This window comes from Streptomyces sp. NPDC107538 (assembly GCF_055657445.1).
Window position 1 is genome coordinate 115002 of sequence record NZ_JBVKAY010000009.1, and the last position, 13275, is coordinate 128276.

Below are 13275 nucleotides of genomic sequence, written 5' to 3' on the forward strand. Positions count from 1 at the left end.
GTCAGTCCTTCACCGCGCCGCCCAGTCCGGAGACCAGTCGCCGCTGTACGAGTACGAAGAAGATCAGCACCGGAACGGTCATCACCGTGGACGCCGCCATCACGCCGCCCCAGTCCGGATCCTCCGGCTTGTAGAACACCAGAAGGGCCATCGGCAGGGTCGACTGGGAGGTGTCGCTGATGATGAACGACTTGGCGAACAGGAAGTCGTTCCAGGCCGAGATGAAGGAGAAGACACTGGTCGCCACCAACCCCGGGAAGACCAGCGGGAAAAGGATCTGCCAGAGAAAGCGGGATCGGCTCGCCCCGTCGAGGTAGGCCGCCTCCTCCAGCGCCTCCGGTACGGCCTTCACGAACCCCCGCAGCATCCAGATCGCGAACGGCAGCGAGAAGGCGATGTGCGGCAGGATCAGCGCGCCCAGCGTGTTGAGTTGGCCGAAGTCCCGCATCTGGAAGAAGAGCGGGATGGTGAGCGCCTCCACGGGCACCATCTGCGCGACCAGGAACATGATCAGCAGGGTGGTCCGGAATCGGAAGCGGAATCGGGTGACCGCCGTCGCCGCGAGAAACGCGATCAGCGCGGAGACGACCACCACCGTGCAGGCGACGACAAGGCTGTTGAGGAAGTAGCGGCCGAATTCCTGCTGCCCGAACACCCGGCGGAAGGAATCCAGGGTCGGCGCGAGCGTCCAGGGCCGGGGCTCGGTCGACTCGATCTCCCCCGCCGGCTTGAACGCGCTGAGCGCCATCCAGTAAAGCGGGAACGCCACCACCACCGCGATGACCAGCGCCGATGCCTCCGCCGCGAGCCGCCAGGGCCGCCGTACGAAACCCGGTGAATTCACAGCTCCTCCCCTTGCCTGCGCAGCAGTCGCAAATACACCAGGGTGACCGCCAGCAGAATCACCAGCATCACCACACCGATCGCGGAACCGAGGCTGTACTGCGACGACGCGAAGGCCTTCTGGTAGGCGTACACGTTCAGGACGAGGTTCTGGCCGGCGATACCGCCGCCGCCCGTCATCACATAGATCTGGGTGAAGACCTTGAAGTCCCAGATGATCGACTGAATGGTGACGACGACCAGGATCGGGCGGAGCATCGGCGCGAGGACCGACCGCCAGATCCGCCACTGCGAGGCACCGTCCAGGGCCGCCGCCTCCAGGACCTCGGAGGGCACGGAGCGGATCCCGGCGTAGACGGTCACCATCACGAACGGGAAGGAACACCAGACCACTTCCAGCAGCACGAGGAAGAAGGCGCTGTACCGCCCGTACGTCCAGGAGTGGTCGCCCAGTCCCAGGATCCGGTTGACCGGGCCGAAGTCCGGGTCGAACAGCAGCAGCCACACCGTGGAGCCGGTGATCGCCGGGGTCGCCCACGCGCCGAGCGCCGCCAGCATCAGCGCGAGCCGCGGCAGGGCCCGTACTCGTGTCAGCAGCACGGCGAGCGCGCACCCCACGGCGAGCGTGGACACCACACAGGCTCCCGCGAACACGACCGTGGCCAGCAGCACCCGCCAGAACTGCCCGTCCCCGAACAGCTCGGCATAGTTCCCGACCCCCTGGAACGTGGCCGGTTCCCCACCACTGACCTGCGCCTGCGTGTACTCGAAGAGCGAGATCAGCCCGAGCTGATAGATGGGGTAGAGAAGCAGCCCGCCAAGGACCACAAGCGCCGGGGCGAGATAAAGCCAGGGTGTCGCGCCCCTATAGGGGCGCGGGGAACTGCGCGACAAGCCACGACGTACCCGCACCCGCCGACGCTCAGCACCCCCCACCCCCTCTGGCGCCCCCCGCTCAACCAGCGGAGCTGAACGCATCGTTCATCTGCTTCGCCGCGTCCTTCGACGCCCCGGCCACGTCCTTCTTGCCGCTGACGACTTCCTGGAACATCGTCGGCAGCACCAGCGACGCGTCGATCTGCGCCCAGGCCGGCGAGACGGGCACGAACTTCGTCCCGGAGGACAGCGTCTTCACGAACGGCTCGATGAACGGCTCCTCCTTGGCCGCCTCGGCCCGAACGTCGGTGTACGTCGGTAGGAAGCCCATGGCGTCGAAGAGTTCGCCCTGCGTCTCCTTGGACGCCAGCCGCTTCATCAGGTCGACGGCGAGGGTGCGGTGCGTGGTGCTCTTCAGGACGCCTACGTTGTTGCCGCCCGCGAACGCCGGGGCGACCGAGCCGGACTTCACCCCCGGCAGCGGTACGACCGCGTACTTGCCCTTGACCTTGCCGGCCTCCACGGCCGCGTGGCTGAAGTCGCCGCCGATCGCCATGCCCGCCTTGCCGGCCGCGAAGGCGGTGACCGTGTCGTTGCCGCCCATGCTCGCGCACTTGGCGGCGGGGCAGTTGTCGTCGCCGAAGAGCGAGGTGTAGGCCGTGATGCCCTTCTGGGCGGCGGCGCTGTCGATGGTGGAGGAGTACGAGCCGCCCTTGCCCTCGGCTATCTCGCCGCCGTTGGCCCAGACGAACGGCATCGCGCCGTAGGTGTAGGCGCCGCCGACGACGAGGCCGTACAGGTCGGGCTTGGCGGCGCGGATCTGCTTGGCCGTGGCGGTCAACTCGTCCAGGGTCTTCGGGACTTCGAGACCCAGCTCCTCGAAGACGTCGGTGCGGTAGTACAGCGCGCGTACGCCCACGAAGAAGGGCGCCCCGTAGATCTTCCCGTCGACCGTCACGGAGGTCTTGGCGGTGGGGTCGGAGTCCTTGGACTCGGACCAGGCGTTGAAGTCGGCGGTGACGTCGGCGAGTCCGCCGTCCTTGACGTAGCCGGCCGTGTCGGTGTTGCCGTACTCGATGAGGTCGGGGGCGCTCTTCGGGTCGTTGAAGGCGGCCTTGATGCGCTGGGCGCGGGTCTCGACGGGGATGTACTCGATCTTGACCTTCGCGCCGTCGTGCGCCTTCTCGAAGGCGGAGACGACCTTGTCGACGACCTTCTGCTTCGGCTCGTTGCTCACTTCCTGGAAGAGCCAGACGCGGAGGGTGCCGGTCTTCTCGTCCTCCCCGGAGGAGGAGTTGTCCGAGGTCTGCGGGGCGCAGGCGGTCAGCCCCGCGAGGGTGAGGGCCGCTATGGGGGCGAGGAGTCTGGCGGCGAGCTTCATGAAGTTGTTCCTCCGGAGGGGGAGCGGAGTGTTGCATTCTCTGCAACGGGCGTTCTGCTCTGTACAACACACCGGAGGCTAGGGAGTACATGGACATGACCACAAGAGGTCTCAACCACCTTGTGATCCGGCGAAGCGTTCTGTGCAACGCGGTTCAGGCCAACGGGCGCGACAGAGCTCGGGAGCGCCCGTTCGTCGGCGGGTGCGGGTGGTTCGTGGTTGCTCGCGCAGTTCCCCGCGCCCCTGAAAGACCGGGGGGCACCCCTTGCTTTTCAGGGGCGCGGGGAACTGCGCGAACAGCCCCCACTCACCCGCACCCGCCGACGAAACACGCGCTCCCGAGCTGATCGCGCCCCGCGCCTACTTCTTGCCGTCGCCCTTGTCGTCGCCGCCCGCGCCCAGGGATTCGAAGATCTCCTTGCACATGGGGCACACGGGGTACTTCTTGGGGTCGCGGCCCGGGACCCACACCTTGCCGCACAACGCCACGACGGGCGTGCCGTCGAGCGCGCTCGCCATGATCTTGTCCTTCTGGACGTAGTGGGCGAAGCGCTCGTGGTCGCCGTCGCCGTGCGACGTCTGCGGCGTCGGCTCGACGAGGGTCCCCGTACCAGTACCGCGCTCGGGCTCAAGAGTGCTCATGACGCCAAGGGTACTGAAGCTCACAGGCATCAGTTGAGCGAAGGGTCGTCCGGGTAGGTGGCCACCATCGCGAGGTCGCTGCGCTGGCGGCGCAGGACCTCGCGCCAGAGTCTCTCGGGGCAGGGCGAGGAGACGTCGCCGGGTTCGGACTCGACGACGTACCAGGCCCCCTCCACCAGTTCGTCCTCCAACTGGCCCGGCCCCCAGCCCGCGTACCCGGCGAAGATCCGCAGCGAGCCGAGCGCGGAGGCCAGCAGCTCCGGCGGGGCCTCCAGGTCGACGAGGCCGATCGCGCCGTGCACGCGCCGCCAGCCGAGCGGCGCCCGGTCCGCTGAGGCGCCGCCGGGGATCACCGCGACCCCCAGGGCGGAGTCCAGCTGCACCGGGCCGCCCTGGAAGACGACGCCGGGTTCGCCGGCGAGGTCGGCCCAGCCCTCCAGGATGTCGCCGACGTCCACCGGGGTGGGCCGGTTGAGGACCACGCCGAGCGAGCCCTTCTCGTCGTGGTCGAGGAGCAGCACGACAGCGCGGTCGAAGTTCGGGTCCGCCAGGGCGGGCGTGGCCACGAGCAGCCGCCCTGTGAGCGAGGACACCTCGGTCATGCCAGACATGATCCCGCATCCCGCCCGGGTAAGGGGAGCCAATCCGCGGAGTGGAGTGCGCGCAGCCATGAATCCAGGCCAGCGGCCCGCAGGGTCTCCGGCAGGGTGGTGGTGGGAGACGGGCGGGCACACCGGTGCGAACCCCGCGCACGACCGTGGCGGTGACCCCGTGTGGCCGGTGGTGAACGGTTCGTGTTGTGGCAAACCCATGACGTGGCTGAGAAGTACTTGGGCTTACGGAAGGGGGGTGGGCGGCGATTACGCTAGCTCTCCGGCTCGCGCCGCGCCGACCCCCGCACAACGGGTCCGTCGGCCGTCCGCACACGGCCGCACACGCCTCTGCCCAACTCCACGGAACGCGAGATCCATGACCGTCAACGGCTCTGACGACGTACTGCTTGTACACGGCGGCACCCCGCTCAGTGGCGAGATCCGTGTCCGCGGTGCGAAGAACCTCGTACCCAAGGCCATGGTCGCCGCGCTGCTCGGCAGCGGTCCGAGCCGGCTGCGCAATGTGCCCGACATCCGCGACGTACGGGTGGTGCGCGGGCTGCTGCAGCTGCACGGCGTAACGGTCCGCCCGGGTGACGAGCCGGGCGAGCTGGTGATGGACCCGACGAACGTGGAGAGCGCGAACGTCGCCGACATCGACGCCCACGCGGGTTCGAGCCGCATCCCGATCCTGTTCTGCGGCCCGCTCCTGCACCGCCTCGGCCACGCCTTCATCCCCGGCCTCGGCGGCTGCGACATCGGCGGCCGGCCGATCGACTTCCACTTCGAGGTGCTGCGGCAGTTCGGCGCGAAGATCGAGAAGCGGGAGGACGGCCAGTACCTGGAGGCGCCGCGACGGCTGCGGGGCACGAAGATCCAGCTGCCGTACCCGTCCGTGGGCGCGACGGAGCAGGTGCTGCTGACCGCCGTCCTGGCGGAGGGCGTGACGGAGCTCTCGAACGCGGCGATCGAGCCGGAGATCGAGGACCTGATCTGCGTCCTGCAGAAGATGGGCGCCATCATCGCGATGGACACCGACCGCACGATCCGCATCACCGGTGTGGACTCGCTCGGCGGCTACAACCACAAGGCGCTCCCGGACCGCCTGGAGGCCGCCTCCTGGGCGTCCGCCGCGCTGGCGACCGAGGGCGACATCTACATCCGGGGCGCCCAGCAGCGCTCGATGATGACGTTCCTGAACACCTACCGCAAGGTGGGCGGCGCCTTCGAGATCGACGACGAGGGCATCCGCTTCTGGCACCCGGGCGGCCAGCTGAAGTCGATCGCGCTGGAGACGGACGTCCACCCCGGCTTCCAGACCGACTGGCAGCAGCCCCTGGTCGTGGCCCTGACGCAGGCCACCGGCCTGTCGATCGTCCACGAGACGGTCTACGAGTCCCGTCTCGGCTTCACGTCCGCGCTGAACCAGATGGGCGCGCACATCCAGCTCTACCGCGAGTGCCTGGGCGGCTCTGACTGCCGCTTCGGCCAGCGCAACTTCCTGCACTCGGCGGTCGTCTCCGGCCCCACCCGGCTGCAGGGCGCCGACCTGGTCATCCCTGACCTCCGCGGCGGCTTCTCGTACCTGATCGCCGCCCTCGCGGCCCAGGGCACCTCCCGGGTCCACGGCATCGAGCTGATCAACCGCGGCTACGAGAACTTCATGGAGAAGCTCGTGGAGCTGGGCGCGAAGGTCGAGCTGCCGGGCAAGGCGCTCGGCTAGCGGTACCGGTGCGCCCCGCCACGACGGCGGGGCGCACCGGCGCGCACGACGATGGGGGCGGCACCTGGAACACGAGGTGCCGCCCCCATCAGGCGTTCTACGCGCCGTGCACCATCCCGTGAGAGACGGCCGGCAAGGTTACTTGCCCTTGGCCGCTTCCTTGAGCTTGCTGCCCGCGGAGACCTTCACGCTGTAGCCGGCCGGGATCTGGATCGGGTCGCCGGTCTGCGGGTTGCGAGCGGTGCGAGCGGCACGGTGGGTGCGCTCGAAGGTCAGGAAGCCGGGGATGGTGACCTTCTCGTCGCCCTTGGAGACGATGTCGCCGACAGTCTCAGCGAACGCGGCCAGCACGGCGTCGGCGTCCTTGCGGGTCACCTCGGCGCGGTCGGCCAGCGCGGCCACCAGCTCACTGCGGTTCATGTTGTTACTCCCGTGTTCTTCTTGCCGTTGAGGCGGACCCGGGTCCGTCGTCAGACCCTCGCGCCCAGAAACGCATCCTGCACTCACCTGCGGCGGGAAAGCCAATCCAGCACCCCTGGGAGTCACACGAACACCCCTGGGAGTCATATGAACACCCTTGGGAGTCGTGGCAGGCCTGAGCTTGGCCGCCACACTAAAGGGCGGCACAAGCCCTCCGGCCCCGCGACGCGCCGAGGGGGCGGGCCGTGGCCACCGTCACAGCGGGGCTCAGGCCGAGGCCGCCGCCTTCGCGGCCTCGCGGACCGCCCCGGCGACCGCGCCCGCGACCTTGTCGTTGAAGACGCTCGGGATGATGTAGTTCGGGTTCAGCTCGTCCTCGGTGACGACGTTCGCGAGCGCGGTCGCCGCGGCGAGCATCATCTCCGTGTTGACGGTCCGGGACTGGGCGTCGAGGAGGCCGCGGAAGACACCCGGGAAGACCAGCACGTTGTTGATCTGGTTCGGGAAGTCGGAGCGGCCGGTGGCCACGACGGCCGCCGTCTGCCGGGCGACGGCGGGGTCGACCTCGGGGTCGGGGTTCGCGAGCGCGAACACAATGGCGTCGTCGGCCATGGCGGCCACGTCGTCGCCGTCGATGACGTTCGGGGCGGAGACGCCGATGAAGACGTCGGCGCCGCGCACGGCCTCCTTGAGGGTGCCCGTGAGGCCCTCGGGGTTGGTGTTGTCGGCGATCCAGCGCAGCGGCGAGTCGGCGGCGGCGTCGACCAGGTCGGCGCGGTCGCAGTGCACGACACCGTGGATGTCGGCGACGACGGCGTTCTTCACACCGGCGGCGATCAGCAGCTTGAGGATGGCCGTACCGGCCGCGCCGGCGCCCGACATGACGACGCGAATGTCCCCAATGGCCTTGCCCGCGACGCGAAGTGCGTTGGTGAGGGCGGCGAGGACGACGATCGCGGTGCCGTGCTGGTCGTCGTGGAAGACGGGGATGTCGAGGGCCTCGCGCAGCCGGGCCTCGATCTCGAAGCAGCGGGGCGCGGAGATGTCCTCCAGGTTGATGCCCGCGAAGCCGGGGGCGATGGCCTTGACGATCTCGACGATCGCGTCGGTGTCCTGGGTGTCCAGGCAGAGCGGCCAGGCGTCGATGCCGGCGAACCGCTTGAAGAGGGCCGCCTTGCCCTCCATCACGGGCAGCGCGGCCTTGGGGCCGATGTTGCCGAGGCCCAGTACGGCGGAGCCGTCCGTCACGACCGCAACGGAGTTGCGCTTGATGGTGAGGCGGCGGGCGTCCTCGGGGTTCTCGGCGATCGCCATGCAGACACGGGCCACGCCCGGGGTGTAGATCATCGAGAGGTCGTCACGGTTGCGGATGGGGTGCTTCGACGCCATCTCGATCTTGCCACCGAGGTGCATCAGGAACGTACGGTCGGAGACCTTGCCCAGCGTGACGCCCTCGATGTGGCGCAGCTGCTCGACGATCTCGTCGGCGTGCGCCGTGGAGGTGGCGGCGATGGTGACGTCGATGCGGAGCTTCTCGTGGCCGGATGCGGTCACGTCGAGGCCGGTCACCGAGCCTCCGTGGGACTCGACGGCTCCGGTGAGCTGGGAGACCGCGGTTCCGCTCGCGGGCACCTCCAGCCGGACCGTCATCGAGTAGGAGACGCTGGGCGCCGTTGCCATGGCCGACTTCCTCTGCTTTCGCGTACTTCTGCTACTGCGTTTGCTGCGTTTTGCCGTCCGATCGTCGCACCTACCGCCGGGTAGGCGTTAGCCGCCGAGGGTTATGAACGTTTTGTTCTCAACGCGAAGAGGTCCACGTCACAGGTGACGTGGACCTCTTGCGTTCCTTCTCGTTCAGTGGCACCGACCCGCCATGCTCGCCTCGCGGCAAGTGGTCGCTCGTAGCGACGAAGGTTGGGCCCGGGGGCTTGGATCGAGCCGGTGCCGCTCCCAAGGCTAACAGGCGCCTAGGGGTTCGGGGAGTTGTTGGTGCGTCGGCGGGTGCGGGTGATTCGTGGTTGCTCGCGCAGTTCCCCGCGCCCCTGAAAAGCAGGGGCTGCGCCCCCTGCTTTTCCTCTCAGTCCCGCAGCAGGTCGGGGACACCGTTCGCGTCCGGGTCGTCCCGGTCCGCCGATACGACCGTCAGTTGCTGGGTCGCTCGGGTGAGGGCGACGTACAGCACACGCAAACCCGCCGGGGACTCGTCGGCGATCTCCGCCGGGGAGACTACGACCGTGGCGTCGTACTCCAGGCCCTTGGCCTCCAGGCTGCCGAGGGCCACCACGCGGTCGCCGAGGCCGGACAGCCAGCGGGCGGCCTCGTCGCGGCGGTTCATGGCGACGACGACGCCGACCGTGCCGTCGACGAGGTCGAGGAGACGGGCGGCCTCGGCGCGGACCGTGCGGGCGAGGGTGTCGCGGGCGGCGGTGACGAAGCGGGGTTCGACGCCGGTGGAGCGGACCGCCGAGGGGGATTCCGAGCCGGGCATGGCCAGGGCCAGCACCTTCGCCGCCAGTTCGGCGATCTCGGCGGGGTTGCGGTAGTTGACCGTGAGGGTGAAGCGGCGGCGTGGGCGGCTGCCCAGGGCCTCGTCACGGGCCTCGGCCGCCTCGTCCGGGTCGGACCAGGAGGACTGGGCGGGGTCGCCGACGACCGTCCAGGTGGCGTGGCGGCCGCGGCGGCCCACCATCCGCCACTGCATCGGCGTGAGGTCCTGCGCCTCGTCGACGATGACGTGCGCGTACTCGGTGCGCTCCTGCGCCAGCCGCTCGGCCCGCTCCCGCTGGGTCTCCTCGCGTACGGGCATCAGCTCCTCCAGGCCCGTGAGCTGGTCCAGGGGGTCGTACTCGCGTTTCTTGCGGGGGCGGGACGGGAGGCCGAGGATCGCCTGGAGTTCGTCGAGCACGGCGACGTCGTGGACCGAGAGGCCGTCCCGTTTCAGGGAGCGGGCGACCCGGCGGACCTCGCCCGGGTTGAGGATGCGCCGGGCCCAGCGGCCGAGGCGGCGTTCGTCGGCCATGGCCGACAGGACTCCGCGCGGGGTCAGCTCGGGCCACCAGGCGTCGAGGAAGGCGATGAAGTCGTCCTCGGTGGTGATGTCCTCGTCGAAGGAGGAGCGCAGTTCGGCGGCCAGTTCCGGGTCGCTGTGCCGGCCGGCCGCGCCGGAGCGGTCCCACAGGGCGTCCAGGAGGAGCTTGCGGGCGCGCGGGCGCAGCAGGTTGACGGGGGCCGTGCCGCTGAGCGCGTTGCGGCGGACGCGGTCCAGGTCGGGGGCCTCCAGTTCGAGGCGGCGGCCGAAGGCGACGACCCGCAGGCGGGTGGGTGCCTCGCTCGATTCCAGCGCGCCCCGGGCGGCCTTCCGCAGCACCTTGAGCATGCGGTACGAGCCCTTGGCGCGGGCCACGGCCGGGGAGTCGTACAGCGTGGCCTCGGCGCCGTCGACCAGGGAGCCGATGGCGCGGATGGCGACCTGGCCCTCCTCGCCGAGGGAGGGCAGGACGCCCTCGGTGTAGGCGACCAGGAGAGGGGTCGGGGAGACGATCAGGATGCCGCCCGCGTACCGGCGCCGGTCCTGGTAGAGCAGGTACGCGGCGCGGTGCAGGGCGACGGCGGTCTTTCCCGTTCCCGGGCCGCCCTCGACGTAGGTCACGGAGGCGGCGGGGGCGCGGATCACCAGGTCCTGTTCGGCCTGGATGGAGGCGACGATGTCGCGCATGGTGTGGCTGCGGGCCTGCCCGAGCGCGGCCATCAGGGCGCCGTCGCCGATGACGGGCAGCTCACCGCCGTCGAGACGGGCCGTCAGCTCGGGGCGCATCAGGTCGTCCTCGACGCCGAGCACCTTGCGGCCCTTGGAGCGGATGACTCTGCGGCGTACGACACGGCCGGGCTCGACCGGGGTCGAGCGGTAGAAGGGGGCGGCGGCCGGGGCCCGCCAGTCGATGACCAGCGGGGCGTACTCCGAGTCCAGGACGCCGATCCGGCCGATGTGCAGGGTCTCGGCGATGTCGGCGGTGTTGTCGGGGCGCACCGCGCCCTCGGCGGGTTCGACGGCGGTGTACGCGCCGTCCGGGCCCTTCTTGCCGTCCTTGCCGAGGAGCAGGTCGATCCGGCCGAAGAGGAAGTCCTCGAACTCGTTGTTGAGCCGGTTGAGGTGGATGCCCGCCCGGAAGACCTGGGCGTCCCGCTCGGCGAGCGCGCCGGGGGTGCCGACCTGACCACGCTTGGCCGCGTCGTTCATCAGGAACTCGGCCTCGTGGATCTTCTCCTCAAGGCGCCGGTACACCCGGTCCAGATGTTCCTGTTCTACGCCGATCTCCTTCTCACGCACCGAGTCGTGAGCGGAGTCGAGCGTTTCCTGCTGAACCTGAGCGGCCACCCGGGCCCCCTTCTGACGTGCTGGGCAGCCGTCCACCGTACGCGAAAAGGACCCCGTCAGGCTATGTGCCCGACCGGGGTCCGTCCGCTGTTCGCCGTGAGCGTGTCCGTTTCGGCGCGACGCGTCACGCCTTGACCGAGACGAGCTTCTTCCCGCTGAAGGTCAGGATCTCGAAGTGGTCGATCTCGTCCGGGGTGAAGGCGGCGCCGCCCTGGGTGTAGAGCGGGTCCTTGGCCGCGGCGGTCGCGGCGTCCTTGATGCCGTAGCCCTGCTCCGGGACGGACCAGGAGGTGACCGTCTCACGCTCGCCGTTCTTGCCGACGGCGATGAGCGAGCACTTCTCCGGACCCTTGACGTTCTTCAGCTCCAGGATCGCGTGCGTGCCCCAGGCCTTGGACTCCATGCCGACCGTGGCGGTGACCGCGGTGGAGGCGTCGGTGCCCGAGACCTTGTCCGCCGACTTCATGCCCAGGAACGCGTCCTTGGCCGGGCTGGTGGACAGGGTGTTGCCCGCCGTGGGGGTGTCGTCCCCGCCGCCGCCCGTCGTCGCGAAGACCGCTGTCGGGCCGCCGACGATCAGGGCGACACCGGCCGCGAGCATGAAGAAGTTGCGCCGGGTCTTCTTCGCGCGGTGCTGGACGACCTCGCCGACCAGGCGGTCCGCGAGTCCGGTGGTCGGCTTCGCGGACAGGGACTCGCCGATCGCCGGTGTGCCCTGAGCCGCGGGCAGGTCCGCGAGCGCGGCCAGCATCGGCTCCATACCGGCCAGCTCGTCCAGCTGCTGGCCGCACCACTCGCACGTGGCGAGATGCATCTCGAACTGAGTGGCCTCGGTGTCGTCCAGTATCCCGAGGGCGTACGCGCCGACGGTTTCATGGATGTTGTCACCGGAACCTTGGGCTCCTTGCACAGACCCGGGCATTCCCGGTCCATACCCCCCGTAGATGTTGCTCATGCCGTCACCCCGCGCTCCTCTAGAGCCAGCTTCATCGACCGCAGGGCGTAGAACACCCGGGAGCGGACGGTGCCACTGGGGATGCCAAGCGTCTCGGCCGCCTCATTGACCGTACGCCCTTTGAAATAGGTCTCGACCAGGACCTCCCTGTGGGCAGGGGTCAGGTCGTCCAGCGCGTCCGACAGTGTCATCAGCCACAACGCCTTGTCGATCTCGTCCTCCGCGGGGATGACCTCCAGCGGCGACGGGTCGACCTCCTGCGGCCGGGCCTGCCGGCTGCGGTGGCCGTCGATGACGATGCGGCGTGCGACCGTCACCAGCCAGGGGCGTACCGATCCGGTCGCTCGATTGAGCTGACCGGCGTTCTTCCAGGCCCTGATGAGAGTTTCCTGCACAACGTCCTCGGCACGCTGGCGGTCGCCCGCGACCAGACGCAGCACGTACGCGAGCAAGGGTCCAGCGTGCTCGCGGTACAGCGCGCGCATCAGCTCCTCGTCAGGCTCAGAGGGCTGTGATGCGCGATGTCGTGCCCTGTGCGGGCGTTCATCGGCCACAGCGGAATCCTTGCGCACGGCTACCTCCGGTGTCCGGGGGTTCCCCCAGTCGGTCGCTCACATCGGGATACGTAGGTAATCAGTTGTGTGTTCAGAGTTGAGCCACAACTTTCTCGATTCAATGTGGGGAAGTTGAGGCAGGTGAGGGACAAGTTCGTCCATATCCGCGCTTAAACCGGCACCTGCGGACGGGAGTTGTGAAGATCTCCGAGTAACGGTGTGAAAAACAGCACTGCTGCTTCTTTACGGCCACCGGGGGTTTGCCCAACTGCGGGACAGGGTAGGGCGGATGCGCATTTCCGTCCCAACTACGCGCGGGCCAGGGCCGCTCGGCGGCGGTGGCGGGCTACGCGTTCGCGGTTGCCGCAGATTTCGCTGGAGCACCAGCGGCGGCGTCGGCCGCGGGAGGTGTCGACGTACACGACGGGGCAGTTGTCGCCGGCGCACTCGCGCAGGCCCGCGCAGGCGGCCGGGTCGGTGAGCAACTCCACGGTGTCGCGGGCGAGGAGGGCTAGGAGGGACGCACGGTCGGGGGCTTGGTCCAGGGCGCGGGCGAGGGTGCCGTCGGCCGCGCGGACGGCCCGGATCGCCGGGGTGGCGGCTCGGGCCAGGTCGTTGACTCTCGCCAGGGAGAGGTCGAAGGGGCGGGGGTCGGGGCCGGCGGTGCGGACCAACTGGGCGATGTGGCCGCGGAGTTCTCTGAAGCCGGGCAGCCAGTCCTGGGTGATGTGGTCGAGGGGGGTGTGCTCGGGGACCAGGGCGGCCTCGGTGATCCAGGTGCGCAGGGCGGCCGGGGAGTCGAGGTGTTCCTCGGGGTGGGTGGTGGTGAGGAAGTCCAGGCAGAGGTGGCCGCAGTCGAAGCGGGTGGGGTGTGCCATGTGCCTGTCACCGCCTTGGGGGACGAGCGGGCGGG

At 69.4% G+C, this 13275-nt stretch carries 12 protein-coding genes; 1 reads left to right on the top strand and 11 read right to left on the bottom strand.

Annotation, left to right across the window (positions count from 1 at the left end; genetic code table 11):
* Position 1: 1 nt before the first annotated feature.
* The 5 genes from ACZ7MG_RS29695 to ACZ7MG_RS29715 all read right to left on the bottom strand — a co-directional run bounded on the left by ACZ7MG_RS29695 (position 2) and on the right by ACZ7MG_RS29715 (position 4344).
* Positions 2-844 carry a carbohydrate ABC transporter permease gene (locus ACZ7MG_RS29695; protein ID WP_471393121.1) on the bottom strand — a complete coding sequence of 281 codons (843 nt, stop codon included), beginning with the start codon at positions 842-844 and terminating at the stop codon, positions 2-4.
* Positions 841-1821, bottom strand: coding sequence for a carbohydrate ABC transporter permease (locus tag ACZ7MG_RS29700; protein WP_471393118.1), 981 nt, complete (start codon positions 1819-1821; stop codon positions 841-843). The genes ACZ7MG_RS29695 and ACZ7MG_RS29700 overlap by 4 nt, the downstream gene beginning before the upstream one ends.
* Positions 1799-3100, bottom strand: coding sequence for an extracellular solute-binding protein (locus ACZ7MG_RS29705; protein ID WP_471393115.1), 1302 nt, complete (start codon positions 3098-3100; stop codon positions 1799-1801). Before ACZ7MG_RS29705 ends, ACZ7MG_RS29700 begins: the two co-directional genes overlap by 23 nt.
* A gap of 360 nt (positions 3101-3460) precedes the next feature.
* Positions 3461-3742: a DUF3039 domain-containing protein gene (locus ACZ7MG_RS29710; protein ID WP_086751254.1), complete on the bottom strand. Its 282-nt coding sequence runs from the start codon at positions 3740-3742 to the stop codon at positions 3461-3463.
* Between the two features lie 29 nt (positions 3743-3771).
* Complete coding sequence (locus tag ACZ7MG_RS29715) at positions 3772-4344, bottom strand: YqgE/AlgH family protein (protein ID WP_471393113.1); 573 nt, start codon at positions 4342-4344, stop codon at positions 3772-3774.
* A gap of 367 nt (positions 4345-4711) precedes the next feature.
* Here ACZ7MG_RS29715 and murA point away from each other — a divergent pair, with 367 nt between their 5' ends.
* Positions 4712-6058, top strand: a complete 1347-nt coding sequence (gene murA / locus ACZ7MG_RS29720) for a UDP-N-acetylglucosamine 1-carboxyvinyltransferase (protein ID WP_471393111.1) — start codon at positions 4712-4714, stop codon at positions 6056-6058.
* 138 nt (positions 6059-6196) lie between these two features.
* Here the strand turns inward: murA and ACZ7MG_RS29725 are convergent, their stop codons facing one another.
* The 6 genes from ACZ7MG_RS29725 to ACZ7MG_RS29750 all read right to left on the bottom strand — a co-directional run bounded on the left by ACZ7MG_RS29725 (position 6197) and on the right by ACZ7MG_RS29750 (position 13240).
* Entirely contained in the window at positions 6197-6478 is a 282-nt protein-coding gene (locus ACZ7MG_RS29725; RefSeq protein ID WP_152169247.1) for an HU family DNA-binding protein, read from the bottom strand.
* Between the two features lie 267 nt (positions 6479-6745).
* The gene (locus tag ACZ7MG_RS29730) at positions 6746-8158 is read right to left on the bottom strand and encodes an NAD-dependent malic enzyme (protein WP_471393107.1); all 1413 of its coding nucleotides are present in this window, start codon (positions 8156-8158) and stop codon (positions 6746-6748) included.
* A gap of 397 nt (positions 8159-8555) precedes the next feature.
* On the bottom strand, positions 8556-10853 hold the full coding sequence (locus ACZ7MG_RS29735) for a HelD family protein (RefSeq protein ID WP_471393104.1): 2298 nt from the start codon (positions 10851-10853) through the stop codon (positions 8556-8558).
* A gap of 124 nt (positions 10854-10977) precedes the next feature.
* Complete coding sequence (locus ACZ7MG_RS29740; protein ID WP_471393101.1) at positions 10978-11775, bottom strand: anti-sigma factor family protein; 798 nt, start codon at positions 11773-11775, stop codon at positions 10978-10980.
* Positions 11776-11804: 29 nt separating this feature from the next.
* Positions 11805-12380, bottom strand: coding sequence for a sigma-70 family RNA polymerase sigma factor (locus tag ACZ7MG_RS29745; RefSeq protein ID WP_013003188.1), 576 nt, complete (start codon positions 12378-12380; stop codon positions 11805-11807).
* Positions 12381-12670: 290 nt separating this feature from the next.
* On the bottom strand, positions 12671-13240 hold the full coding sequence (locus tag ACZ7MG_RS29750; protein WP_471393097.1) for a CGNR zinc finger domain-containing protein: 570 nt from the start codon (positions 13238-13240) through the stop codon (positions 12671-12673).
* Positions 13241-13275: the final 35 nt, after the last annotated feature.

Excerpts from the sequence above, each read along its gene's own strand:
- ACZ7MG_RS29700 (WP_471393118.1), bottom strand. The coding sequence starts at position 1,821 with ATGCGTTCAGCTCCGCTGGTTGAGCGGGGGGCGCCAGAGGGGGTGGGG.
- ACZ7MG_RS29740 (WP_471393101.1), bottom strand. The coding sequence starts at position 11,775 with ATGCCCGGGTCTGTGCAAGGAGCCCAAGGTTCCGGTGACAACATCCAT.
- murA (WP_471393111.1), top strand. The coding sequence starts at position 4,712 with ATGACCGTCAACGGCTCTGACGACGTACTGCTTGTACACGGCGGCACC.
- ACZ7MG_RS29730 (WP_471393107.1), bottom strand. The coding sequence starts at position 8,158 with ATGGCAACGGCGCCCAGCGTCTCCTACTCGATGACGGTCCGGCTGGAG.
- ACZ7MG_RS29750 (WP_471393097.1), bottom strand. The coding sequence starts at position 13,240 with ATGGCACACCCCACCCGCTTCGACTGCGGCCACCTCTGCCTGGACTTC.
- ACZ7MG_RS29725 (WP_152169247.1), bottom strand. The coding sequence starts at position 6,478 with ATGAACCGCAGTGAGCTGGTGGCCGCGCTGGCCGACCGCGCCGAGGTG.
- ACZ7MG_RS29710 (WP_086751254.1), bottom strand. The coding sequence starts at position 3,742 with ATGAGCACTCTTGAGCCCGAGCGCGGTACTGGTACGGGGACCCTCGTC.
- ACZ7MG_RS29715 (WP_471393113.1), bottom strand. The coding sequence starts at position 4,344 with ATGACCGAGGTGTCCTCGCTCACAGGGCGGCTGCTCGTGGCCACGCCC.
- ACZ7MG_RS29705 (WP_471393115.1), bottom strand. The coding sequence starts at position 3,100 with ATGAAGCTCGCCGCCAGACTCCTCGCCCCCATAGCGGCCCTCACCCTC.